19 protein-coding genes are annotated in these 24265 nt (G+C 69.4%); 12 read left to right on the top strand and 7 right to left on the bottom strand.

The features are described 5' to 3' along the window. Nucleotides 1-6 precede the first annotated feature (6 nt). The 4 genes from ACIOHP_RS17305 (at nt 7) to ACIOHP_RS17290 (ending at nt 3109) form a co-directional block, all read left to right on the top strand. Entirely contained in the window at nt 7-726 is a 720-nt protein-coding gene (locus ACIOHP_RS17305) for a YggS family pyridoxal phosphate-dependent enzyme (protein WP_361545232.1), read from the top strand. 130 nt (nt 727-856) lie between these two features. Further along, on the top strand, nt 857-1498 hold the full coding sequence (locus ACIOHP_RS17300) for a cell division protein SepF (RefSeq protein WP_171145273.1): 642 nt from the start codon (nt 857-859) through the stop codon (nt 1496-1498). 50 nt (nt 1499-1548) lie between these two features. Beyond that, nucleotides 1549-1839 (top strand): YggT family protein, encoded by a 291-nt coding sequence (locus ACIOHP_RS17295; protein ID WP_037937545.1) that lies wholly within the window; start codon nt 1549-1551, stop codon nt 1837-1839. A gap of 52 nt (nt 1840-1891) precedes the next feature. After that, nucleotides 1892-3109, top strand: a complete 1218-nt coding sequence (locus ACIOHP_RS17290) for a DivIVA domain-containing protein (RefSeq protein ID WP_401888262.1) — start codon at nt 1892-1894, stop codon at nt 3107-3109. 203 nt (nt 3110-3312) lie between these two features. Here ACIOHP_RS17290 and ileS read toward each other — a convergent pair whose 3' ends face one another. Then, a complete protein-coding gene (ileS, locus tag ACIOHP_RS17285) occupies nt 3313-6450 on the bottom strand; it encodes an isoleucine--tRNA ligase (RefSeq protein ID WP_401888259.1) in 3138 nt (1045 codons plus the stop codon). Nucleotides 6451-7040: 590 nt separating this feature from the next. Between ileS and ACIOHP_RS17280 the strand changes: the two genes are divergently transcribed. From ACIOHP_RS17280 to ACIOHP_RS17255, 6 genes are all read left to right on the top strand, one after another. After that, nucleotides 7041-7982: a TraR/DksA family transcriptional regulator gene (locus tag ACIOHP_RS17280; RefSeq protein WP_361545224.1), complete on the top strand. Its 942-nt coding sequence runs from the start codon at nt 7041-7043 to the stop codon at nt 7980-7982. Between the two features lie 61 nt (nt 7983-8043). Then, nucleotides 8044-8643, top strand: a complete 600-nt coding sequence (lspA, locus tag ACIOHP_RS17275; RefSeq protein ID WP_401888255.1) for a signal peptidase II — start codon at nt 8044-8046, stop codon at nt 8641-8643. A 77-nt stretch (nt 8644-8720) separates the two neighbouring features. Then, entirely contained in the window at nt 8721-9665 is a 945-nt protein-coding gene (locus ACIOHP_RS17270; RefSeq protein ID WP_401888252.1) for an RluA family pseudouridine synthase, read from the top strand. After that, complete coding sequence (locus ACIOHP_RS17265) at nt 9662-10132, top strand: GNAT family N-acetyltransferase (protein WP_401888250.1); 471 nt, start codon at nt 9662-9664, stop codon at nt 10130-10132. The genes ACIOHP_RS17270 and ACIOHP_RS17265 overlap by 4 nt, the downstream gene beginning before the upstream one ends. Before the next feature lie 109 nt (nt 10133-10241). Further along, nucleotides 10242-11828: a Na+/H+ antiporter gene (locus ACIOHP_RS17260; RefSeq protein WP_401888247.1), complete on the top strand. Its 1587-nt coding sequence runs from the start codon at nt 10242-10244 to the stop codon at nt 11826-11828. Between the two features lie 68 nt (nt 11829-11896). Next, nucleotides 11897-12637, top strand: coding sequence for an SDR family NAD(P)-dependent oxidoreductase (locus tag ACIOHP_RS17255; protein WP_401888244.1), 741 nt, complete (start codon nt 11897-11899; stop codon nt 12635-12637). Nucleotides 12638-12768: 131 nt separating this feature from the next. Here the strand turns inward: ACIOHP_RS17255 and ACIOHP_RS17250 are convergent, their stop codons facing one another. Further along, entirely contained in the window at nt 12769-13881 is a 1113-nt protein-coding gene (locus ACIOHP_RS17250) for a mechanosensitive ion channel domain-containing protein (RefSeq protein ID WP_361488443.1), read from the bottom strand. 107 nt (nt 13882-13988) lie between these two features. Here ACIOHP_RS17250 and ACIOHP_RS17245 point away from each other — a divergent pair, with 107 nt between their 5' ends. Beyond that, nucleotides 13989-14558, top strand: a complete 570-nt coding sequence (locus ACIOHP_RS17245; protein WP_401888241.1) for a dienelactone hydrolase family protein — start codon at nt 13989-13991, stop codon at nt 14556-14558. A 2-nt stretch (nt 14559-14560) separates the two neighbouring features. On the opposite strand, the gene ACIOHP_RS17240 is transcribed toward ACIOHP_RS17245, so the two are convergent. The 5 genes from ACIOHP_RS17240 to ACIOHP_RS17220 form a co-directional block, all read right to left on the bottom strand. After that, entirely contained in the window at nt 14561-15547 is a 987-nt protein-coding gene (locus ACIOHP_RS17240) for a zinc metalloprotease (RefSeq protein WP_361545209.1), read from the bottom strand. Between the two features lie 165 nt (nt 15548-15712). Continuing rightward, nucleotides 15713-17371 (bottom strand): alkaline phosphatase D family protein, encoded by a 1659-nt coding sequence (locus ACIOHP_RS17235; protein ID WP_401888238.1) that lies wholly within the window; start codon nt 17369-17371, stop codon nt 15713-15715. 80 nt (nt 17372-17451) lie between these two features. Next, complete coding sequence (locus ACIOHP_RS17230) at nt 17452-18264, bottom strand: thioredoxin domain-containing protein (RefSeq protein ID WP_361545206.1); 813 nt, start codon at nt 18262-18264, stop codon at nt 17452-17454. A gap of 77 nt (nt 18265-18341) precedes the next feature. After that, nucleotides 18342-19034, bottom strand: a complete 693-nt coding sequence (locus tag ACIOHP_RS17225; RefSeq protein ID WP_401888235.1) for a hypothetical protein — start codon at nt 19032-19034, stop codon at nt 18342-18344. Between the two features lie 113 nt (nt 19035-19147). Continuing rightward, nucleotides 19148-20473 (bottom strand): DUF2252 domain-containing protein, encoded by a 1326-nt coding sequence (locus tag ACIOHP_RS17220; protein WP_361545200.1) that lies wholly within the window; start codon nt 20471-20473, stop codon nt 19148-19150. Nucleotides 20474-20686: 213 nt separating this feature from the next. Between ACIOHP_RS17220 and dnaE the strand changes: the two genes are divergently transcribed. Beyond that, the gene (dnaE, locus tag ACIOHP_RS17215; RefSeq protein ID WP_361545197.1) at nt 20687-24226 is read left to right on the top strand and encodes a DNA polymerase III subunit alpha; all 3540 of its coding nucleotides are present in this window, start codon (nt 20687-20689) and stop codon (nt 24224-24226) included. Nucleotides 24227-24265 lie beyond the last annotated feature (39 nt).

Raw genomic sequence — 24265 nt, 5'->3', positions numbered from 1 at the left:
GAGAGCATGACGGACCGTAAGGGCGAACTCGCCGCAAACCTGGCGCGGGTGGAGGACCGTATCGCCGCCGCGTGCGCGGCCTCGGGCCGCAAGCGCGAGGAAGTGACCCTGATCGTGGTCACCAAGACCTACCCCGCGAGCGATGTGCGCATGCTGTCGGAGCTCGGTGTGCGCGACGTCGCCGAGAACAAGGACCAGGACGCGGCACCGAAGGCCGCCGAGTGTTCGGATTTGCCGCTGACTTGGCACTTCGTGGGCCAGCTGCAGACCAACAAGGTGCGTTCTGTGGCTGGTTATGCCGATATGGTGCAGTCCGTCGACCGTGCTCGTCTCGTCACGGCGCTCTCCAAGGAAGCGGAGCGGCAGGAACGGGAACTCGGTTGTCTGATCCAGGTCGCGCTCGACGCGAACGAAGGCGGACGCGGGGAGCGCGGGGGTGTCGCACCCGACGGAATCGAAGAGTTGGGCGAACTCGTGGCGGGGGCGCCGGGTCTGCGGCTGGCGGGTCTGATGACCGTCGCACCCCTCACCGGTGTTTACGCGGGACGCGAACTCGCGGCGTTCGAGCGGTTGATGGATTTGTCGACCGACCTGCGCCGAGCCCATCCGGCTGCGAACATGGTGTCGGCAGGGATGAGTGCGGATCTCGAGCAGGCCGTGGCGGCCGGAGCGACACATGTGCGCGTCGGTACGGCGGTACTCGGAGTCCGCGCGAGGCTCGGGTAACGTCGCCAGGAAGTCGGACCACAGCAGAAAATATGGTCATTACCGCCGAAAGGCGGGTGTAAAGGCCACGTGGATCGCGGGCACTTGGCAGTTCGTCAGCCGATCCACCACAGAGCGGAGGACTCAGAGCATGGCCGGCGCGATGCGCAAGATGGCGGTCTACCTCGGCCTCGTGGAGGACGATGGTTACGACGGCCGCGGTTTTGACCCCGACGACGACTTCGAACCCGAACTGGACCCGGAGCCCGAGCGTGACCACCGGCGGCATGAACCGGTGCACCAGGCACACAGTGCACATCAGTCCCAAAGGGACGAAGAGGTGCGAATCGTACAGCCGTCGGTGTCGCGCGAGCCGGTCGCCCGTTCCGCTTCGCTGGCCGCTGAATCCGGACGTCCCGCGCGCATCGCGCCCGTGGCGTCCATCACACAAGAACGTCAAAGCCTGGAGAAGAACGCACCGGTGATCATGCCCAAGGTCGTGTCGGAACGAGAGCCTTACCGGATCACCACGCTTCACCCGCGGACCTACAACGAGGCCCGTACCATCGGGGAACACTTCCGTGAGGGCACCCCGGTGATCATGAATCTGACTGAGATGGATGACACAGACGCCAAGCGACTTGTCGACTTTGCGGCTGGTTTGGTGTTTGGTCTTCACGGCAGCATCGAGCGGGTGACGCAGAAGGTGTTCCTGTTGTCGCCTGCTAACGTCGATGTCACGGCGGAGGACAAGGCCCGTATCGCAGAGGGCGGGTTCTTCAATCAGAGCTGAGACAGCCGACCGGTAAGAAGTACGGAACAGGGGAGAGGGAAAGACAGGCCATGGGCGTGTTCGCGCAGGTGATCTACATCGCGCTGATGGTGTTCCTCATCGTGCTCATCTTCCGGTTGGTCATGGACTACGTCTTCCAGTTCGCCCGCTCGTGGCAACCTGGCAAGGCGATGGTGGTCGTTCTGGAGGCCACCTACACTGTCACCGATCCACCGCTGAAGCTTCTGCGGCGGTTCATCCCGCCGCTGCGTCTCGGGGGCGTGGCGCTCGACCTGTCCTTCTTCGTACTGATGATCATCGTCTACATCTTGATCTCCATCGTGGGGAATCTCGCGAGGTGACAGTGGACGATACGGTCTTGCCGACTGCCGATGACTACGTTGAGGTGAAGAGATGCCGTTGACCCCCGAGGACGTGCGGAACAAGCAGTTCACGACCGTCCGCCTCCGAGAAGGCTATGACGAGGACGAGGTCGATGCCTTCCTCGATGAGGTCGAAGCCGAACTGACGCGCCTGCTGCGCGAGAACGAGGACCTGCGCGCCAAACTGGCCGCGGCGACGCGTGCTGCTGCCCAGAACCAGCAGAACATGCGCAAGCCTCCGGAGGGCCCCGGCGGCCCCCAGGATCAGCAGCAGGGCGGAATGCAGCAGCAGGGCGGAATGCCGCAGCAGGGTATGCCCCAGCAGGGTGGAATGCCGCAGCAGGGCATGCGTGGGCCCGGCGGCCCCGTGCCGGCCGGCATATCGGGCCCGCCGCAGCAGCAGATGGGCGGCCCCATGGGCGGCCCGCCCCAGCTGCCGAGCGGTGCGCCGCAGCTGCCTGCCGGTCCCAGCGGTGGTCAGGGTGGCCCGCAGGGCCCCGGCCCGATGGGTCAGGGTCCCGGTCCGATGGGGCAGGGTCCGATGGGTGGCCAGCCCCCCATGCAGCAGCAGATGGGCGGCCCCATGGGCGGTCCTATGGGTGGCCCCATGGGCGGTGGCCCCATGGGCGGCCACGGTCAGGGCCCCGGTGGCGACAGCGCCGCGCGTGTCCTCTCGCTGGCCCAGCAGACCGCCGACCAGGCGATCGCCGAGGCCCGTTCCGAGGCCAACAAGATCGTCGGCGAGGCGCGTTCGCGTGCCGAGGGTCTCGAGCGTGACGCCCGTGCCAAGGCCGATGCCCTGGAGCGGGACGCGCAGGAGAAGCACCGCGTCGCGATGGGCTCCCTGGAGTCCGCCCGTGCCACGCTGGAGCGCAAGGTCGAGGATCTGCGCGGCTTCGAGCGCGAGTACCGCACGCGGCTGAAGTCCTACCTGGAATCGCAGCTGCGTCAGCTGGAGACCCAGGCCGACGACTCGCTGGCCCCGCCGCGCACGCCCGCGACCGCGTCGCTTCCGCCGTCCCCGGCGCCCTCGATGGCCCCGGCCGGCGCGAGCGCCCCGTCCTACGGTGGCAACCCGGGCGGCATGGGCGGTGGCCCGGCTCCGGCCGCCCCGTCCTACGGCGGTCAGCAGCAGATGTCTCCGGCCATGACCCAGCCGATGGCTCCGGTCCGGCCGCAGGGCCCCGGCCCGATGGGTCAGGCTCCGTCGCCGATGCGCGGGTTCCTCATCGACGAGGACGACAACTGACGAGTTGTAGTACGCCTTAGGCGTCGGCAGCGTTCAAAGGGGCGAGCCCCGGACTCCGGTCCGGGGCTCGCCCCTTTTACGCGTGTTGATCTCCGCGTCCTGTGCCTGTGTCTGTGCCTGTCTGTGCTTGTGCTCGTGCAGGCGGGGGAACAGGAAGGGCCCGGCCCCCCGAGTGGGGGACCGGGCCCTCGGCTGTCTTGCGGTTACGCCTTGCGCAGGCGGAACGTCAGCGACAGACCCTCGTCGGTGAAGGCATCGCCGTATGTGGCGTCCGCCTCACCCTGGCGGAAGTCGGTCGCCAGGACCTCGTCGGCGATCAGGCCCGCGTGCTCGGCCAGGGCCGCGAGCACCGCCGGGTCCGTGGACGTCCAGCGCAGCGCGATGCGGTCGGCCACGTCGAGGCCGCTGTTCTTGCGGGCCTCCTGGATCAGACGGATCGCGTCACGGGCCAGGCCCGCCTGCCGCAGCTCCTCGGTGATCTCCAGGTCGAGAGCGACCGTCGCACCCGAGTCGGACGCCACCGACCAGCCCTCGCGCGGAGTCTCCGTGATGATCACCTCGTCCGGGGCCAGGGTGATCGTCTCGCCGTCGACCTCGACCGACGCCGTGCCCTCACGCAGGGCGAGGGACAGTCCGGCCGCGTCCGCGTTCGCGACGGCCTTCGCCACCTCCTGGACGCGCTTGCCGAAACGCTTGCCCAGGGCGCGGAAGTTGGCCTTGGCGGTGGTGTCCACCAGGCTGCCGCCGACCTCGCTCAGCGACGCCAGGGCCTCGACGTTCAGCTCCTCCGTGATCTGCGCGTGCAGTTCACGGTCGAGGGCGTCGAAGCCGGTCGCGGCGATGAGCGCACGGGACAGCGGCTGACGGGTCTTCACGCCCGACTCCGCGCGCGTGGCCCGGCCCAGCTCCACGAGCCGCCGCACCAGGACCATCTGCTTCGACAGCTCCGGGTCGATGGCGTCGAGGTCCGCCTCCGGCCAGGACGCCAGGTGCACCGACTCGGGGGCACCCGGGGAGACCGGAACCACCAGGTCCTGCCAGACCCGCTCGGTGATGAACGGGGTCAGCGGGGCCATCAGCTTCGTCACCGTCTCGACGACCTCGTGCAGCGTGCGCAGCGCGGCCTTGTCGCCCTGCCAGAAGCGGCGACGGGAGCGGCGGACGTACCAGTTGGACAGGTCGTCGACGAACGCGGACAGGAGCTTGCCGGCGCGCTGGGTGTCGTACGCCTCCAGAGCCTGCGTCACCTGGTCGGTGAGCGCGTGGAGTTCGGACAGCAGCCAGCGGTCCAGGACCGGGCGGTCGGCCGGGGCCGGGTCGGCCGCGGACGGCGCCCAGTTCGACGTGCGCGCGTACAGGGCCTGGAAGGCGACCGTGTTCCAGTACGTCAGGAGCGTCTTGCGGACGACCTCCTGGATGGTGCCGTGGCCCACGCGGCGGGCCGCCCACGGGGAACCGCCGGCCGCCATGAACCAGCGCACCGCGTCCGCGCCGTGCTGGTCCATCAGCGGGATCGGCTGCAGGATGTTGCCCAGGTGCTTGGACATCTTGCGGCCGTCCTCGGCGAGGATGTGGCCGAGGCACACGACGTTCTCGTACGAGGACTTGTCGAAGACCAGGGTGCCGATGGCCATGAGGGTGTAGAACCAGCCGCGCGTCTGGTCGATGGCCTCGGAGATGAACTGCGCCGGGTACCGGCTCTCGAACAGCTCCTTGTTCTTGTACGGGTAGCCCCACTGCGCGAACGGCATCGAACCCGAGTCGTACCAGGCGTCGATGACCTCCGGCACGCGCGTGGCCGTCTTCGCGCACTGCGGGCAGTCGAAGGTGACGTCGTCGATGAATGGGCGGTGCGGGTCCAGGCCCGACTGGTCCGTGCCCGTCAGCTCGGTGAGCTCCGCGCGGGAGCCGACCACGGTCAGGTGGTCGTCCTCGCAGCGCCAGATCGGCAGCGGGGTGCCCCAGTAGCGGTTGCGCGACAGCGCCCAGTCGATGTTGTTCTGCAGCCAGTCGCCGAAGCGGCCGTGCTTGACCGTGTCCGGGAACCAGTTGGTCTTCTCGTTCTCCTGGAGGAGACGGTTCTTGACCTCGGTGGTGCGGATGTACCAGGACGGCTGCGCGTAGTAGAGGAGCGCGGTGTGGCAGCGCCAGCAGTGCGGGTAGCTGTGCTCGTACGGGATGTGCTTGAACAGGAGGCCGCGCTGCTGGAGGTCCGCGGTGAGCTGTTCGTCCGCCTTCTTGAAGAAGACGCCGCCGACCAGGGGGACGTCCGCCTCGAAGGTGCCGTCGGGGCGGACGGGGTTCACCACGGGCAGGCCGTACGCGCGGCAGACCTTGAGGTCGTCCTCACCGAAGGCGGGGGACTGGTGGACCAGGCCCGTACCGTCCTCGGTCGTGACGTATTCGGCGTTGACGACGAAATGTGCCGCTTCCGGGAACTCCACGAGTTCGAACGGACGTTGATAGGTCCAGCGCTCCATCTCGGCGCCGGTGAAGGACTGGCCGGTGGTCTCCCAGCCCTCGCCGAGCGACTTGGCGACGAGCGGCTCGGCGACGACGAGCTTCTCCTGGCCGTCGGTCACCACGACGTACGTGACCTCGGGGTGGGCGGCGACCGCGGTGTTGGAGACCAGCGTCCAGGGCGTGGTCGTCCACACCAGGAGCGCGGCATCACCGGCGAGCGGACCGGAGGTGAGCGGGAAACGGACGTACACGGACGGGTCGACGACCGTCTCGTAGCCCTGCGCCAGCTCGTGGTCGGAGAGGCCGGTGCCGCAGCGGGGGCACCAGGGGGCGACGCGGTGGTCCTGGACCAGCAGGCCCTTGTTGAAGATCTCCTTGAGCGACCACCAGACCGACTCGATGTACTCGGGGTCCATCGTGACGTAGGCGTCGTCGAGGTCGACCCAGTAGCCCATGCGGGTCGTCAGCTCGGTGAAGGCGTCGGTGTGGCGCAGCACGGAGTCGCGGCACCTGGCGTTGAACTCCGCGATGCCGTACGCCTCGATGTCCTGCTTGCCGGAGAAGCCGAGCTCCTTCTCCACCGCGAGCTCCACCGGGAGGCCGTGGCAGTCCCAGCCGGCCTTGCGGGCCACGTGGTAGCCGCGCATGGTGCGGAAGCGGGGGAAGACGTCCTTGAAGACGCGCGCCTCGATGTGGTGGGCGCCGGGCATGCCGTTGGCGGTGGGCGGGCCCTCGTAGAACACCCACTCGGGGCGGCCCTCGGACTGCTCCAGGCTCTTGGCGAAGATCTTCTGCTCGCGCCAGAACTCGAGCACGGCGTGCTCGAGGGCGGGCAGGTCGACCTGGGCGGGCACCTGGCGGTACGTAGGCGATGTCATCAGCGAGCTTCCTCCGGCGGACTTGCTGCCTTCCGTCCGGAGGGACGAGAGCTGTCTTGTGTACGCCGGTTTCGGCGCGCTCCCGCGGTACCACCCTCCTTGGCTCCCCGGTGCGCCTTCCGCACCGATGAGCCCCCTCATTGGGGTCGCGATGCCGGGTCTACCACCCCACGTGGGGCTTCTTCCGGCGGCTCCGGGGTGATCTTCACGTCGCGCTCGCCCCCGGGCTTCCACCGTCCCCGGGTCGCTCTGGGCTGCGTACGCCGCTACTCGTCCCCATCCATGCTTTTCGCTCCGCCCAGTGTACGGCGCCGCACGGACAGCGGCCGACCGGTTTTCCGGGCCCGGGGGACACGGGCGTCGCACGGCGGGGAGTGACCCGAATGGAGCGGTACGCGTGTTCGGATTTTGGGACGCACGGCACGGCGGATTACCCGGCGGGGAGCTGGGCACAACGCATGCAGGTTCGGCGCGCCCCAGCGCGAGCCGGGCGAATCGGGCGGTGTGCCCCGTTGCCGTGGGACTCGAGTCGATTTATCGTCCCAGCACGATTCGCGTGCAAGATCACAATATGTGAAGGGGCCGCGGCCATGGTGGCGAAGAAGACCGCCGTACAGCAGTCGGCGTCAGGCAGTTCGGGGGCTGCCGAGGCCTCCGGTGGTGCGGCCAAGGACGTGGGTGGGAAGAAGAGCGCACAGGGGGGTGCCGAGGGGCGTGCCGCCAAGGCCGTGAAGACGGTGGCAGGCGCCGCGAAGAAGGCGGTGGCCAAGAGCCCCGCGAAGAAGACCGCGGCCAAGAAGGCCACGGCGTCCAAGACGGCTCCCGCGCGGAAGGCCGTCGAGGAGGAAGGGTCCGGGAGACCGGTGGCCAAGAAGGCCGCCGCGAAGAAGTCGGCGGCCGGGAAGACGGCTGCCAAGAAGACGGCGGCGAAGAAGACGGCAGCCAAGAAGTCCGCTGTCGCGAAGAGCACCTCCACGAAGAGTGCGGCCGGCAAGAGCACGGCCGAGAAGGCGGGCGCGGCGCAGGCCGCGAAGCAGACGGGAGCCACGACGGTGGTTGCGAAGAAGACTCCTGGCACGGCCACGGCGGCGCAGACCGCCGTCCCCAAGGCACGCCTCGCCGCGGCGGTGGAGCCGGGCGAGCTCGCGGTCCGCCCCGGCGAGGACCCCTGGACACCGGAGGAGGTCCAGGAGGCGCGTACCGAGCTGCAGTCCGAGGCGCTGCGGCTGAGCACCGAGATCACGACGTCCGAGGAGTCCCTCGTGGGTCTGATGCGGGACTCCGGGGACGGCGCGGGCGACGACCAGGCCGACACCGGCACCAAGAACATCACGCGCGAGCACGAGATGGCCCTCGCGGCCAACGCGCGCGAGATGCTCATCCAGACCCAGCGTGCCTTGGACCGCCTCGACGCGGGTACCTACGGCCTGTGCGAGAACTGCGGCAACGCCATCGGCAAGGCGCGTATGCAGGCCTTCCCGCGGGCCACGCTGTGCGTGGAGTGCAAGCAGAAGCAGGAACGCCGGTACTGAGGGTGCGGTGGGGCGTGCCGTACCCTCGTCGTCAGTCAGGTACCTAGGTCGAGGGACACACGTGACAGAGGCGGAGCGCATCATCGGTACGCCGGACTCCCCGGAGGGGGCGGAGACCGAGCCGGAGCAGTCGTCCGGTGCGGAGGGGCAGGCGAGCGCCGAGGCGCGGCCGAGGGGGAAGCGGCGGATCGCCGTGCTGTTCGCGGTCGCCACGTTCGCGTACGTCCTCGACCTGGTCAGCAAGATGATCGTGGTCGCCAAGCTGGAGCACCACGCGCCGATCGAGATCATCGGGGACTGGCTGAAGTTCGAGGCGATCCGCAACGCGGGCGCGGCCTTCGGCTTCGGCGAGGCCTTCACCGTGATCTTCACGGTGATCGCGGCCGCCGTGATCGTGGTGATCGCCCGGCTCGCCCGCAAGCTCTACAGCCTGCCCTGGGCGATCGCGCTGGGCATGCTGCTGGGCGGTGCGCTCGGCAACCTCACCGACCGGATCTTCCGCTCGCCCGGCGTCTTCGAGGGCGCGGTCGTGGACTTCATCGCGCCCAAGCACTTCGCGGTGTTCAACCTGGCCGACTCGGCGATCGTGTGCGGCGGCATCCTGATCGTGCTGCTGTCCTTCAAGGGCCTCGACCCGGACGGGACCGTCCACAAGGACTGACGGGCCGAGGGGTCCCGGCCGAGGGTTTTCCACAGGCTCGCGTCGGGGCCGTCGGCGCTGTCCTGCATACTCGTCGAGTGAGCCCGATTCCCGAGATCCGTACCCTGCCCGTGCCCGACGGCCTGGAGGGCGAGCGTGTAGACGCCGCCATCTCCCGCATGCTCGGCTTCTCCCGTACCAAGGCCGCGGAGCTCGCCGCCGCGGGGAAGGTCACGGTCGACGGGTCGGTGGTAGGGAAGTCCGAGCGGGTGCACGGCGGCGCCTGGCTCGAGGTGGAGATGCCGCAGGCGCCGGCGCCCGTGCAGATCGTCGCCGAGCCCGTCGAGGGCATGGAGATCGTGCACGACGACGATGACGTGGTCGTGATCGTCAAGCCCGTCGGCGTCGCCGCGCACCCCTCGCCGGGCTGGACCGGGCCGACCGTCATCGGCGGCCTCGCCGCGGCCGGCTACCGGATCTCGACCTCTGGCGCCGCCGAGCGCCAGGGCATCGTGCACCGGCTGGACGTGGGCACCTCCGGCCTCATGACGGTCGCCAAGTCGGAGCGGGCGTACACCTCGCTCAAGCGCCAGTTCAAGGAGCGCACGGTCGACAAGCGCTACCACACGCTCGTGCAGGGCCACCCGGACCCGACCAGCGGCACCATCGACGCGCCCATCGGCCGCCACCCCCAGCACGACTACAAATGGGCGGTCACGGCCGAGGGCAAGCCGTCGATCACCCACTACGACCTCATCGAGGCGTTCCGCGCGGCCTCCCTGCTCGACGTGAAGCTGGAGACCGGCCGCACCCACCAGATCCGCGTCCACATGGCCGCCCACCGCCACCCCTGCGTCGGCGACCTGACCTACGGCGCCGACCCGACCCTCGCCAAGCGGCTGCACCTGAGCCGCCAGTGGCTGCACGCCGTCCGCCTCGGCTTCGAGCACCCCGGGGACGGACAGTGGGTCGAGTTCGAGAGCGGCTACCCGGCCGACCTGCAGAAGGCCCTGGACCAGGTCCGCGAGGAGACGTACGGATGAGCCTGCTGTCGTACGCGGTCCGGGTCGCCGAGGACCCCGCCGACCGCGAGCTGTGCTTCGCGGTGCGCAAGGAGGTCTTCGTCGCCGAGCAGGGGGTGCCGGAGGACCTGGAGTACGACGCGTACGACGCCGTCGCGGTGCATGTGCTGGCCGTGCGGGAGGACGGGGTGCCACTGGGCACCGGGCGGCTGCTGTACGGCGCTGCGGCCGCGGACAAGGTCGGCGGTGACCTGACGCTGGGGTCGCTCGGGCGGCTCGCCGTCACCCAGGAGGCGCGCGGACTGGGGATCGGTGTCGCGCTCGTACGGGCCATCGAGGACGCGGCACGCGCGCTGGGGCTGGCGGCGGTGGACCTGCACGCGCAGACGCATGCGCTGGGGTTCTACGAGCGGCTGGGGTACGAGGCCTACGGGCCGGAGTACCTGGAGGCCGGGATGGCGCACCGGGGGATGCGGCGCGCTCTGTAGCGCGGGGTGCGCTCGGTGACACAGGGTGCCGAAAACGCTGGTGGGAACCGTGGCGTGGCAGGCTTGAGATCTGTCGTCCGAACGTCCAGAGCTCATCGGAGTGCTGACCGTGGATCAGTTGGCCCTGCTGTTCGTGCTGTTGCTCGGGGCCGTGGTGAGTGTCCCGGTCGGGGACCGGGTCGGGTTGCCGGCGCCGGTGCTGATGACCCTGCTCGGGATAGTCCTCGCGCTGCTCGACTTCGTGCCCAACGTCGAGATCTCGCCGGAGCTGATCCTGCCGCTCCTGCTGCCGCCGCTGCTCTACGCCGCCGTACGGCGGACGTCCTGGCGGCAGTTCGTGGCCAACATCAGACCGATCTTCCTGCTCGCCGTGGCGCTGGTGTTCGTCACCACCCTGTGTGTGGCCGTCGTCGCGGGCGCGATCGTGCCGGGGCTGCCGATCGCCGCCGCGGTGGCCCTCGGGGCGCTGGTCGCACCGCCCGACCCGGTCGCGGCGACCGCCGTCGCCGGTCAGCTCGGGCTGCCGCGCCGACTGGTGTCGATCCTGGAGGGCGAGGGGCTCTTCAACGACGTGACGGCGATCGTGCTGTACCACGTGGCGATCGCCGCGGCCGTCAGCGGCACGTTCTCGCCCTGGCGGGCCGGCCTCGACCTGGTGCTGTCCGCCGTGGTCGCCGTCGTCGTCGGCGTCGCCCTCGGCTGGGGCGCCAACAAGCTCATGGATCTGCTCGACGACGCGACCCTGCAGATCGGCCTCACCCTTCTCGTGCCGTACGCCTCCTATGTACTGGCCGAGGAACTGCACGGCTCCGGAGTGCTCGCCGTGCTCACCACCGCCCTCTTCCTCGCCGAGTACGCCACCGACGCCGACGACGTCCTCACGCGGCTCGCCGGGCACACGTTCTGGGACATCGTCGACACGCTGGTCACCGGCGTGGCCTTCGGACTGATCGGGCTCGAACTGCACAACGCCATCCGGACCGCGTCCGGGCGGTGGGGCGAGATGCTCGGCTGGGCGGCCGCGATCGTGGGGGTCGTCGTCCTCGTACGGCTGTTGTGGCTGTTGCCCGCGACCTGGGTCGCCAAGCGGCTGCACGCCAAGCAGGACTACGACGAGGAGATCCCGACGACCTGGCGGGAGACCGTCGTCATGTGGTGGGCCGGGATGCGCGGGGTGGCGTCCGTGGCGCTGGCCCTGGCGATCCCGCTGAAGACCGATGACGGGTCCGCCTTTCCCGACCGGGACGAGATCATCTTCATCGCGTTCGGCGTCATCATGGCGACCCTCGTGCTCCAGGGGCTGACCCTGCCCTGGCTCGTGAAGAAGCTGGGCGTGAAGGCCGACACCGAGCGGGAGAAGGAGTTCGAGAAGACGCTGGCGATCCGGGCGGCCAAGGCGGCCAAGCGCAGGCTGCGGGAGATCGAGGAGGTCGAGGAGCTGTCGGAGGAGCTGACCGAGCAGCTGCTGCGGCGGGCGTTCGAGATCGGGGTGCGGATCAGCCCGGACATGGGGGACGAGGAGCGGCGGGAGGCGCACGAGCAGCGGGTGAAGCGACTGAGGCGGATCCGGCGGATCCAGGCCGAGATGATGAGCGCCGCGCGGCACGAGGTGCTGGCGGCGCGCAGTGAGCCGGGGGCCGATCCCGAGGTCGTGGACCGGGTGTTGAGGCACCTCGACGTGCGCAGCCTGCGGTGACCTGTCCGTCGTGTGCCAGTCGTGTAAAGGGCAACGACCGTGCCGGCGGCCCTTCTTAGGGTGGGGGCATGTCTCGCAACATCGTGATCAGTGGTGGCGGTACGGGGATCGGGCTCGCGGCGGCGCAGGCCTTCGCGGCGGACGGGGACCGGGTGCTGCTGCTCGGGCGGCGGGCCGACGTGCTGGAGAAGGCCGAGGTGCCGGGGGCGCTGACGTACGCGGCCGACCTCAGTGACACGGCGCAGGTGCGCGAGGTCGCCGGGTTCGTCGCCCGGGAGCTGGGGACCGTCGATGTGCTGGTCCACAGCGCGGGCGGGACCGGGCAGCTCGAACCGCCCGCCTCCGGTGACGATCCGCTGGATGCCGTCGCCCATGCCTGGACCGTCAACTTCCGCCTCAATCTGCTGACCGCTGCCCTCCTCACCGAGGCCCTGAAGGACCGGCTCGCCGAGCCCGGCGGGCGGGTGCTGTTCGTCAGCTCCATCGCCGCCTACCGGGGGTCCGGCAACGGGGCGTACGCGGCGGCCAAGGCCGGGCTGCATCCGTACGCCCATGACCTGGCCCGGGAGCTCGGACCGCGCGGGATCACCGTGAACGTCGTCGCGCCCGGCTACATCGAGGACACCGAGTTCTTCGGGGCGGCCATCGACCCCGCCCGCCGCGCCCGGCTCGTAGCCGACACCGCCAACGGGCGCGCCGGGACGCCCGGGGACGTCGCCGGCACCCTGCAGTGGCTGGCCTCGCCGAGCGCCGGGCACGTCACCTCGCAGATCGTGCAGGTCAACGGGGGTGCCGAGCGAGGGTGTTGATCTTGGCGAGGTGAGCGGGCTGGTGGAGGTGGAGCTGTTTGGTCTGTGGGCTCCGGTTGTTCGGTTGGCCTGTCCTTTCTGCTGGGGGGCCGGGGGTCGTCCCCCGGGAGAACGGGGACAGTGGGTGGCCGTCAGCGGCCCGTCCGCGGTGGCTCGTGGGCGCGGCGGGGGGCGCCGTCCGGGGAGGACGGGCGGCTGCCGTTGGTGCCCGGGGGCAGGGACGCGTCCGCCGTGTTGACGCGGGGCAGGGCGTGCGGGTGCTTTTCCGACAGCCACTGGATCATGCGCTCGCGGACCGTGACCCGGACCGTCCAGATGTCGTCCGCGTCCTTGGCGGTCACCAGGGCCCGCACCTGCATGGTGTTCGGGGTGGAGTCCGTCACGGTCAGGTCGCAGGCGCGGCCGTCCCAGGCGGGGCATTCGCGGAGGATGTCGCGGAGTTTCTCGCGCATCTCCTCCATCGGCGCCGAGTGGTCCAGATGCCAGTAGACGATGCCGGTCATCTGGGCACCGCCGCGCGACCAGTTCTCGAACGGCTTGGACGTGAAGTAGGAGACGGGCATCGTGATCCGGCGCTCGTCCCACGTCCGCACGGTCAGGAAGGTCAGCGTGATCTCCTCGACCGTGCCCCACTCGCCGTCCACCACGACCGTGTCCCCTATGCGCACCATGTCGCCGAACGCGATCTGCAGCCCCGCGAACATGTTGCTCAGCGTGGACTGCGCCGCGACACCGGCGACGATGCCGAGGATGCCGGCCGAGGCCAGCAGCGAGGCGCCGGCCGCGCGCATCGGCGGGAACGTCAGCAGCATCGCGGCGACCGCGACCACACCCACGACCGCGGCGACCACCCGTGTGATCAGCGTCACCTGGGTGCGCACCCGGCGGACCCGGGCGGGGTCGCGGCTGGCGCGCGCGTAGCGCGTGTACGTCGTCTCGACGACCGCGCCCGCGATCCGGATCACCAGCCAGGCCGTCGCCCCGATCAGCGTCAGCGTCAGCGCCTGCCCGATGCCGACCCGGTGCTCCCGCAGCACCCATGCCTCGTCGTACGCCCCTCTGAGCAGGGCCGCGCAGATGACCAGTTGGTAGGGGATGCGGCCACGGCGCAGCAGACCCCACAGCGGGGTCTCGTGGTGCCGTCCGTCGGCCTTGCGCAGCAGCAGGTCCGTGGCCCAGCCGATGACCAGGGTGAGCAGAACCGAGCCCCCGATCACGATCAGCGGGCGGAGTACGTTCTCCATGACCCCGAACCTAACCGGCCCGGGGCGGACATGAACATGTGACTTCGGCGGAGATGTGGGTACGGCCGCGGAACGGCACTGTCGTACCCGGCTGGCACCATGGCCTCATGAACATCATGCTCTTTCACTCGACCTACGGCCTGAGGCCCGCGGTGCGGCAGGCCGCCGACCGGCTGCGCTCCGCGGGGCACGAGGTGTGGACGCCGGACCTCTTCGAGGGGCATACGTTCGAGACGGTCGAGGAGGGCATGGAGTTCAAGGACCAGGTCGGCAAGGACGAGCTGCTCAAGCGGGCCGTGCTGGCCGCCGCGCCCTACTCGGAGCGGGGCCTGGTGTACTCCGGGTTCTCGTTCGGCGCCTCCGTCGCGCAGACCCTCGCCCTCGGTGACGACAAGGCACGCGGGCTGCTGCTTCTGCACGGCACCTCGGACATCGCGGCCAACGCGTCCGTGGACGACCTGCCGGTCCAGCTGCATGTGGCCGAGCCGGACCAGTTCGAGACCGACGACTGGCTGAGCTCCTGGTATCTGCAGATGGGCCGGGCCGGTGCGGACGTCGAGGTGTACAGATACGCAGGGGCCGGCCACCTCTACACCGACCCCGGCCTGCCGGACTACGACGAGGAGGCCGCCGAGGCCACCTGGCGGGTGGCACTCGGCTTCCTGGAGTCCCTCTAGGGTCAGCCCGCGGCGCGGTAGGCGGCCCAGTTCTGCTGCATCCGCGTCACCTGGCCCGAGGTGAACTGGTACATGCAGTCGTCGTACGTGTAGTCCATGAAGTTGTGGATCGGGTCGACGCCCGTCTTGGTGCAGGTGTCGCGGCCGACCGGGCACTCGTAGGCGGCGCTCTTCTCGGCCGGGGTGTCGTCGACGTAGTCGCCCTTGCCGTTACAGCCGCCCTGGAAGGTGTGGTAGAGCCCCATCCAGTGGCCGACCTCGTGGGTCGCGGTGTCGCCCTCGTCGTAGTTGGTGGCCGAGCCGCCGGGCAGGGACTCGTCGAGGAGGACGACGCCGTCCATGGCGGGGCTGGACTTGTAGGAGCTGGGGAAGGTGGCCCAGCCGAGGAGGTCGTCGCCGAGGTTGGCGGTGTAGACGTTGAGCGCGTTCGCGCCGCCCTTGCGCAGGGCGGTCTTCATCGCCTTCTCCGCGGTGGAGCCGTAACCGACGTTGTACCAGGCCGCGTTGTCGGTGTAGTCGGTGCCGGCCAGCGTGAACTGGTAGCCGGAGTCGACGTTTCCGGTGCCCTGACCGGCGTAGGCCGCGTTGAGGACGTTCAGCTGGGCGCTGATGTCGGAGGAGCTGAGCTGGCCGGTCGCCCCGTCGTGGATGACGTGGAAGTACACCGGGATGGTCGTCGAGGCGGCCGCGGCGAGGCTGCGGCTGCCGGAGGACGGCAGCTTGTCGAGCTTCTGCCTGAGGTCGGCGTCCATCGACTGGGCCTTCGCGGAGCTGATCTCGTTGGGTTCGGCGACGGTCCCGCCGTGCGCGGGACGGGCCTCGCGGGCCGCGGTGTGGGTGTCCGTGTCGGCGCAGTCGGCGGCCGGAGCCTGGGCCGCCGCGATACCGGTGGGTGCCGACAGGGGAGTGAGCATCAGGGTTCCGGCCACAACGGCCGTGCCGAGAAGGCGTCTGCGCATAACAGGGGATATCCGGGCAAGCGCACGCATGCTGACTCCTAGCGGATGCGTTGGGGAGAGCGGACGCAGGGGTCTTCCTGGCCGCCGCCCGGAGATTACGTGTACATGCTCAGCCTGTAAATGCCTTCTGACCGGGCGAGTAGCGCTTCCGTATACGAACGCGGCTTGCGCTACCCGCCGTTGGCCAAAAGGTGACTACACGGGGTCGTATGTCCGTTCGACCTTCTGTGTGCCGCTGCGCGTGCGGTACGAACGGGCCCAGGACGAGGTCGCGTTCGCCTTCGTCTTGTCGGACAGCACGTAGTAGTCCATCTGCGCCCGCTCGGCGGTGATGTCCAGGACGCCGTAGCCGTGGCGGTCCGTGTCGACCCAGTGGACATGCCGGTTGGCGAGCTGGATGACCGGCGCCGCGAGCGCGGTGACCGTGCCCTCGGGGACCTTGAGGATGTCGTCGAGGTTGTCGGAGGTCACCGAGGTCACGACGAACTCCGTGGCGGCCGAGGCGGACAGCGGGTACGTCCCGGCGTTCACCGGCACGTCATTGGCCCACGCCATGTGGATGTCGCCGGTCAGGAACACGGTGTTGCGGATCGCGTTGGCGCGCAGATGGGCCAGCAGCTCGCGGCGGTCGTCCGTGTAGCCGTCCCACTGGTCGGTGTTGAGGGCGAGCCCTTCCTTCGGCAGGCCCAGCAGCTCGGCGAGCGGTTTGAGGAGGTCCGCGGAGAGCGAGCCGATGGCGAACGGCGAGATCATCACGGAGTTGCCGACCAGCCGCCAGGTGGCGTCGGAGGACTTCAGCCCCGCCTTCAGCCAGTCGAGCTGGGCGCGCCCGGTGAGCGTACGGTCCGGGTCGTCGACCGAGCCGTTGCCGACGGCCACCTGCTGCGAGCGGAACGAGCGCAGGTCGAGGAGCGACAGGTCGGCGAGTTTGCCGAAGCGCAGCCGCCGGTAGGTGGTGCCGGCGGTCGCCGTGCGCACCGGCATCCACTCGAAGTAGGCCTGCTTGGCGGCGGCCTGACGCGCGGCCCAGGCGCCCTCCGCGCCCTCGGTGTGGTTCTCGGCGCCGCCCGACCAGGCGTCGTTGGCGAACTCGTGGTCGTCCCAGATGGCCACGACCGGAGCGACCGCGTGGAGCGCCTGAAGGTCCGGGTCGGTCTTGTAACGGCCGTGCCGGGTGCGGTAGTCGGCCAGCGAGAGGATCTCGTGGGCCGGCGCGTGCGGACGGACGACGGTGTCGCGCGTCCCGTACTCGCCGGTGCCGTACTCGTAGATGTAGTCGCCCAGGTGCAGCCAGGCGTCCAGGTCGCCGCGGGCCGCGAGATGGCGGTACGAGGAGAAGTAGCCGGCCTCCCAGTTGGCGCAGGAGACCACGCCGAAGCGGAGGTTCGCCACGGCCGCGTCCGCCGCCGGCGCGGTGCGGGTGCGCGCCGCCGGGGAGTCGGTGCCGCCCGCGGAGAAGCGGAACCAGTAGTCGGTGGCCGGCTCCAGGCCGCGGATGTCGGCCTTGACGGTGTGGTCGGTGGCGGCGGTCGCGGTCGTGGTGCCCTTGGCGACGACGTTGGTGAACGCCTTGTCCTTGGCGACGACCCAGCCGACCTCGGTGTCCGGACCGAGCCCGGAGCCGGGTATCGCCTCGGCGGTGGGCGTCACCCGGGTCCACAGCAGGATGCCGTTCGGGAGCGGGTCGCCGGAGGCGAGACCGTGCAGGAAGGCGGGGGCCTCGGCGGCGCGGGCCGGGATCGCGGCGGCGAGGGGGCCGGCCAGTACCGCGCCGGCAGCGGCGGCCTTGACCACCGTACGGCGGCGCGGTGACAGGGAGTTGAGATGCTCGGATGCTCTGAATCTACTGGTCACGACCGATCAGGTTACTGATCGGTATGAACGAGAGCGGGCGAACCGGCAAAAGTTCGCCCGCTCTTGGGATGACGGTCGGGTCAGGCCTTGAGGGCCGCCTCGAGCGCCGTGTTGAAATCGGCCACCGTCATCGGGGCGTTCTTGCCGTCGGAACCGGTCAGCGCCTTGCCGTCCATCTTCAGCGTCGGAGTGCCGGTCACCCCGCTGTCGTCGAACGTCTTGGACATCTCCAGCGCCCACCTGTCGTAGGTGCCGTTCTTCACGGCGTTCTGGAACGTCTTGTTGTTCTTCAGGGCGTCGACCGTGTTCGCGATCTTGATGAGGTAGGCGTCGTCCTTGAACTTGTCGTCGGACTCCTCCGGGTGCCACTTCGCCGAGTACATCGCGGTCTTGTACTCGAGGAAGGCCTCGGGGCTGACGTTGAGCGCCGCGCCGAGCGCGCTGAGCCCGTTCTTCGAACCCTCGCCGCCCAGGCCGTTGTCGAGGAAGGTGGCACCGACGTACTGGATCTTGAACTTGCCGTCCTCGACGTCCTTGTCCACGGTCGAGCCGACGGTCTGCTCGAACGAGGCGCAGACGGGGCAGCGCGGGTCCTCGTACATGACGAGGGTCTTCTTGGCGGTGCTCTTGCCGATGGTGACGGTCGTGCCGTTCGTGCCCGTGGTGTTGGCCGGCTTGACGAGCTTGTCGTCCTTCGCGGCCTCCCAGTAGGCCGGCTTGTTGCCCTGGACGACCGCGTAGCCGATGCCGCCGGCTATCGCGAGGACGCCGACGAGGGAGGAGGCGACGATGACCTGCCGCTTGACCTTGTCGCGCTTGGCCTGGCGCTCGCGCTCCTGGCGCAGCCGCTCACGGGCCGCCGACTTCGACGCCTGGCTGTTCCGCTTGCTCATGGGTGATCTCCGTAAGGGGACGCGCACACCTCGTGTGCGGGATGCATGGGGGCTGGTGGTGCTCGGGTGCTGTCCGGTCAGGCGAAAGCGGCCGAGCACGGCGGTCCACGCCGTCCCAGGGAGTGCACGAGGATCCGGTCGCGGACGACGGCCGTACGACGACCGGGGTGCCGCGGGGCGCGGGCCGCCGGGGTCCGTCGTACCGCCACCGCGGCGACGGCCAGCAGGAGCGGCCGGAACGTGGTCGCCGTCACCGCGCCGACCACCTGGGCCAGGGCCCGCTCGCCGCGGCGCAGCCAGGCGGCGGCGAGGAGGCCTACGCCGATGTGCGCGCCGAGCAGCAGCCAGGCGGCCTGCGGGTCGGCGTGGGCGAGGGCGCCCGCGAGGCGGTCGGTGTCGGTGCCGGTCACACGGGCCAGCGGGCTGCCGACGCTGCTGCCGTCACCGCAGAACACGTCCCAGCCGACCGAGCGCAGCGGACCGGTGACCGGTCCGCCCGCCGCGCCGTAACAGACGTGCTGGCCTGCGGTGAGGACGGTGTCGGCGGCCAGCTCCAGCGGCACCAGCAGGGCGGCGATCCGCCCGAAGCTCCGCTCGCGGCCGGCGAGGGCGTAGGCGAGGACGAACACGGCGGCCGCGACGAGGGCCACCGTGTTCAGCGGCAGCGGGACCCGGGACAGCACCACGTGCGACGCGGTGCTGAGTGTCACGACGAGTGCCGTGAACAGCGCCGCGCGGAGCGCTCGCAGTCGGGTCCCGGATATGTCCATAGCGGAGGAGAGTGTGTCACGCGGGCCTGTAAGGGACCCCTAAAGGGTCCCTGTGAGCGGCCCTATCGTTATCGATCGGTTCGGTCGGGGGCTGTGGTCGGCGGTCCGGGGGCTCAGAGGCCCGGAATGCGGCCGTTGCGGAACAGGTCCACGAAGATCTGGTGGTCGGTACGCGCGCGTGCCCCGTAGTCGTGGGCGAAAGAGACCAGCAGGTCCGCGAAGCCGTCCTCGTCGGCCGCGATGGCCGCGTCGATGGCCCGCTCGGTCGAGAAGGGCACCAGGGACTCGCCGGACTGGTCGTCCGCCGCCCCGTGCATGGTGGCGGTGGCGCGGCCGAGGTCGGCGACGACCGCCGCGATCTCCTCCATCTCGTCGATATCGCCCCAGTCCAGGTCGACGGCGTACGGCGAGACCTCGGCGACCAGCTGGCCCGAGCCGTCCAGCTCGGTCCAGCCCAGCCACGGGTCGGCGTGCTGCTGCAGGGCGCGCTGCGAGAGCACCGTGCGGTGGCCCTCGTGCTGGAAGTAGTCACGGATCGCCGGGTCGGTGATGTGCCGGGAGACGGCCGGGGTCTGGGCCTGCTTGATGTAGATCACCACATCGTTCTCGAGGGCGTCGCTGTGGCCCTCCAGGAGGATGTTGTACGACGGCAGCCCCGCCGAGCCGATGCCGATGCCGCGGCGGCCGACCACGTCCTTCACCCGGTACGAGTCCGGGCGGGTCAGCGAGGTCTCCGGCAGCGTCTCCAGGTAGCCGTCGAAGGCGGCGAGCACCTTGTAGCGGGTGGCCGCGTCCAGTTCGATGGAGCCGCCGCCCGGCGCGAAGCGGCGCTCGAAGTCGCGGATCTCGGTCATCGAGTCCAGCAGGCTGAAGCGGGTCAGCGAGCGGGCGTCACGCAGCGCGTCCAGGAGCGGGCCCTCGGCGGTGTCCAGCGTGAAGGGCGGCACCTCGTCGCTCTTGGCGCCGGTGGCCAGGGCGTGGATGCGCTCGCGGTAGGCGGCCGCGTAGACCTCGACGAGCTCGGTGATCTGCTCGTCGCTGAGCGCCTTGGCGTACCCGATGAGGGCGATGGACGCGGAGAAGCGCTTGAGGTCCCAGGTGAAGGGGCCGACGTACGCCTCGTCGAAGTCGTTGACGTTGAAGATCAGCCGGCCGGTGGAGTCCATGTACGTGCCGAAGTTCTCGGCGTGCAGGTCGCCGTGGATCCACACGCGCGAGGTGCGCTCGTCCAGGTACGGGCCGCCCCGCTTGTCCGAGTCGAGGTCGTTGTAGAAGAGGCACGCCGTACCCCGGTAGAACGCGAACGCCGAGGCCGCCATCTTCCGGAACTTCACCCGGAACGCGGCCGGGTCGGCGGCCAGGAGCTCGCCGAAGGCGGTGTCGAAGACGGCGAGAATCTCCTCGCCGCGAGGCTCGTCGTTGAGCTGCGGTACCGACATCGCTGGGTGCCTCCTGGTGCATGTGTACGACAGCGTTTCTGTCGTCTCAACGGGCGGGGCCGGACGAAAGTGCCCGCCGAACCCTCGCTGTGAAGGTACGCGGGGCAGCCCCCGGAGTGTCAGTGCCGAGGCATAGACTTCGACGCTGTCCCCCAGAGTGTCCGTGACTGGTGGGACACCCGTCGCCGTACGTTTCCCCTGGAGGCCGCAGCCGTGTCAAAGCCGCCGTTCACGCACCTGCACGTCCACACCCAGTACTCGCTGCTGGACGGTGCCGCGCGGCTCAAGGACATGTTCAACGCGTGCAACGAGATGGGCATGACCCACATCGCCATGTCCGACCACGGCAACCTCCACGGGGCGTACGACTTCTTCCACACCGCGAAGAAGGCCGGGGTCACGCCGATCATCGGCATCGAGGCCTACGTCGCCCCCGAGTCCCGGCGCAACAAGCGCAAGATCCAGTGGGGCCAGCCGCACCAGAAGCGGGACGACGTCTCCGGTTCGGGTGGTTACACCCACAAGACGATCTGGGCGGCCAACTCGACCGGCCTGCACAACCTCTTCCGGCTCTCCTCGGACGCGTACGCCGAGGGCTGGCTCCAGAAGTGGCCCCGGATGGACAAGGAGACCATCTCCCAGTGGTCCGAGGGCCTCATCGCCTCCACCGGCTGCCCCTCCGGCGAGCTCCAGACCCGTCTGCGCCTCGGCCAGTTCGACGAGGCGCTGAAGGCGGCCTCCGAGTACCAGGACATCTTCGGCAAGGACCGCTACTTCCTGGAGCTGATGGACCACGGCATCGAGATCGAGCGCCGGGTCCGCGACGGCCTCCTGGAGATCGGCAAGAAGCTCGGCATCCCGCCGCTGGTGACGAACGACTCGCACTACACGTACGCGCACGAGGCGACCGCGCACGACGCCCTGCTGTGCATCCAGACCGGCAAGAACCTCTCCGACCCGGACCGCTTCCGCTTCGACGGCACCGGCTACTACCTGAAGTCCACGGACGAGATGTACGCCGTCGACTCCTCGGACGCCTGGCAGGAGGGCTGCGCCAACACCCTCCTGGTCGCCGAGCAGATCGACACCACCGGCATGTTCGAGGCGAAGAACCTCATGCCGAAGTTCGACATCCCCGAGGGCTTCACCGAGGTCACCTGGTTCAAGGAGGAGGTCCGCCGGGGCATGGACCGCCGCTTCCCGGGCGGTGTCCCCGAGGACCGGCAGAAGCAGGTCGAGTACGAGATGGACGTCATCATCCAGATGGGGTTCCCGGGCTACTTCCTCGTCGTCGCCGACTTCATCATGTGGGCCAAGAAGAACGGCATCGCGGTCGGCCCGGGGCGCGGCTCCGCGGCCGGTTCGATCGTCGCCTACGCCATGGGCATCACCGACCTCGACCCGATCCCGCACGGCCTGATCTTCGAGCGGTTCCTCAACCCCGAGCGCGTCTCCATGCCCGACGTCGACATCGACTTCGACGAGCGCAGGCGCGTCGAGGTGATCAGGTATGTGACCGAGAAGTACGGCGCCGACAAGGTCGCCATGATCGGCACCTACGGCAAGATCAAGGCGAAGAACGCGATCAAGGACTCCGCGCGCGTGCTGGGCTACCCGTACGCCATGGGCGACCGCCTCACCAAGGCCATGCCCGCCGACGTCCTCGGCAAGGGCATCGACCTCAACGGCATCACCGACCCCTCGCACCCGCGCTACAGCGAGGCCGGCGAGATCCGGGCGATGTACGAGAACGAGCCGGACGTGAAGAAGGTCATCGACACCGCCAAGGGCGTCGAGGGCCTGGTCCGGCAGATGGGTGTGCACGCGGCCGGCGTGATCATGTCCAGCGAGCCCATCGTCGACCACGCCCCGATCTGGGTGCGGCACACGGACGGCGTGACCATCACGCAGTGGGACTACCCGCAGTGCGAGTCGCTCGGCCTGCTGAAGATGGACTTCCTCGGCCTGCGCAACCTGACGATCATGGACGACGCCGTCAAGATGGTGAAGTCCAACAAGGGCATCGACCTCGACCTGCTGGCCCTGCCGCTCGACGACCCCAAGACCTTCGAACTGCTCCAGCGCGGTGAGACCCTCGGTGTCTTCCAGTTCGACGGCGGCCCCATGCGCTCGCTGCTGCGTCTGATGAAGCCCGACAACTTCGAGGACATCTCCGCCGTCTCGGCGCTCTACCGTCCGGGCCCGATGGGCATGGACTCGCACACCAACTACGCGCTGCGCAAGAACAAGCTCCAGGAGATCACCCCGATCCATCCGGAGCTGGAGGAGCCCCTCGAAGAGGTCCTCGCGGTCACCTACGGCCTGATCGTCTACCAGGAGCAGGTCCAGAAGGCCGCCCAGATCATCGCCGGGTACTCGCTCGGCGAGGCCGACATCCTGCGCCGCGTGATGGGCAAGAAGAAGCCCGACGAACTGGCGAAGAACTTCGTCCTCTTCCAGGAGGGCGCCAAGAAGAAGGGCTACAGCGACGAGGCCATCAAGGCCCTGTGGGACGTCCTGGTCCCCTTCGCCGGCTACGCCTTCAACAAGGCCCACTCGGCCGCGTACGGCCTGGTCTCGTACTGGACCGCCTACCTCAAGGCCAACCACCCCGCCGAGTACATGGCCGGACTGCTCACCTCCGTCAAGGACGACAAGGACAAGTCCGCCGTCTACCTCAACGAGTGCCGGCGCATGGGCATCAAGGTGCTCCCGCCGAACGTGAACGAGTCGGTGCACAACTTCGCCGCCCAGGGCGACGACGTGATCCTCTTCGGCCTCGAAGCGGTGCGCAACGTCGGTACCAACGTGGTCGAGTCGATCATCAGGAGCCGCAAGGCCAAGGGGAAGTACGCCTCCTTCCCCGACTACCTCGACAAGGTCGAGGCGGTCGCCTGCAACAAGCGCACCACGGAGTCGCTGATCAAGGCGGGCGCCTTCGACACCATGGGGCACACCCGCAAGGGCCTCACCGCGCACTTCGAGCCGATGATCGACAACGTCGTGCAGGTCAAGCGCAAGGAGGCCGAGGGCCAGTTCGACCTCTTCGGCGGGATGGGCGAGGAGGAGACCAGCGAGCCCGGCTTCGGACTCGACGTGGAGTTCACCACCGACGAGTGGGACAAGGCCTATCTGCTCGCCCAGGAGCGGGAGATGCTCGGCCTGTACGTCTCCGACCACCCGCTCTTCGGCCTGGAGCACGTGCTGTCCGACAAGGCCGACGCGGGCATCGCCCAGCTCACCGGAGGGGAGCACGCGGACGGCGCGGTCGTCACCATCGGCGGCATCATCTCGGGCCTCCAGCGCAAGATGACCAAGCAGGGCAACGCCTGGGCGATCGCCACCGTCGAGGACCTCGCCGGCTCCATCGAGTGCATGTTCTTCCCGGCGACCTACCAGCTCGTCTCGACCCAACTCGTCGAGGACGCCGTGGTGTTCGTCAAGGGCCGCCTCGACAAGCGCGAGGACGTGCCCCGGCTGGTGGCGATGGAACTCCAGGTCCCCGACCTGTCCAACGCGGGCACCAACGCGCCCGTGATCCTCACCATCCCGGCCACCAGGGTCACCCCGCCGATGATCAGCCGTCTCGGCGAGATCCTCACCCACCACAAGGGCGAGAGCGAGGTCCGGATCAAGCTCCAGGGCCCGACCAAGACCACGGTCCTGCGTCTCGACCGGCACCGCGTGAAGCCGGACCCGGCGCTCTTCGGCGACTTGAAGGTGCTGCTCGGCCCGTCCTGCCTGGCGGGATAGACAGAGCATGTCGAGAGGGCGTACCCGTGCACGGGTACG

The sequence above is a fragment of the Streptomyces sp. NPDC087859 genome (assembly GCF_044742595.1).
GTDB classification, from domain to species: domain Bacteria; phylum Actinomycetota; class Actinomycetes; order Streptomycetales; family Streptomycetaceae; genus Streptomyces; species Streptomyces canus_F.
This window is presented reverse-complemented; position numbering and strand designations above follow the sequence as displayed.

Excerpts from the sequence above, each read along its gene's own strand:
- ACIOHP_RS17225 (WP_401888235.1), bottom strand. The coding sequence starts at position 19,034 with ATGGACATATCCGGGACCCGACTGCGAGCGCTCCGCGCGGCGCTGTTC.
- ileS (WP_401888259.1), bottom strand. The coding sequence starts at position 6,450 with ATGACATCGCCTACGTACCGCCAGGTGCCCGCCCAGGTCGACCTGCCC.
- ACIOHP_RS17305 (WP_361545232.1), top strand. The coding sequence starts at position 7 with ATGACGGACCGTAAGGGCGAACTCGCCGCAAACCTGGCGCGGGTGGAG.
- ACIOHP_RS17255 (WP_401888244.1), top strand. The coding sequence starts at position 11,897 with ATGTCTCGCAACATCGTGATCAGTGGTGGCGGTACGGGGATCGGGCTC.
- ACIOHP_RS17295 (WP_037937545.1), top strand. The coding sequence starts at position 1,549 with ATGGGCGTGTTCGCGCAGGTGATCTACATCGCGCTGATGGTGTTCCTC.
- ACIOHP_RS17245 (WP_401888241.1), top strand. The coding sequence starts at position 13,989 with ATGAACATCATGCTCTTTCACTCGACCTACGGCCTGAGGCCCGCGGTG.
- ACIOHP_RS17280 (WP_361545224.1), top strand. The coding sequence starts at position 7,041 with ATGGTGGCGAAGAAGACCGCCGTACAGCAGTCGGCGTCAGGCAGTTCG.
- ACIOHP_RS17230 (WP_361545206.1), bottom strand. The coding sequence starts at position 18,264 with ATGAGCAAGCGGAACAGCCAGGCGTCGAAGTCGGCGGCCCGTGAGCGG.
- ACIOHP_RS17220 (WP_361545200.1), bottom strand. The coding sequence starts at position 20,473 with ATGTCGGTACCGCAGCTCAACGACGAGCCTCGCGGCGAGGAGATTCTC.
- ACIOHP_RS17250 (WP_361488443.1), bottom strand. The coding sequence starts at position 13,881 with ATGGAGAACGTACTCCGCCCGCTGATCGTGATCGGGGGCTCGGTTCTG.
- ACIOHP_RS17265 (WP_401888250.1), top strand. The coding sequence starts at position 9,662 with ATGAGCCTGCTGTCGTACGCGGTCCGGGTCGCCGAGGACCCCGCCGAC.
- ACIOHP_RS17290 (WP_401888262.1), top strand. The coding sequence starts at position 1,892 with ATGCCGTTGACCCCCGAGGACGTGCGGAACAAGCAGTTCACGACCGTC.
- ACIOHP_RS17300 (WP_171145273.1), top strand. The coding sequence starts at position 857 with ATGGCCGGCGCGATGCGCAAGATGGCGGTCTACCTCGGCCTCGTGGAG.
- ACIOHP_RS17240 (WP_361545209.1), bottom strand. The coding sequence starts at position 15,547 with ATGCGTGCGCTTGCCCGGATATCCCCTGTTATGCGCAGACGCCTTCTC.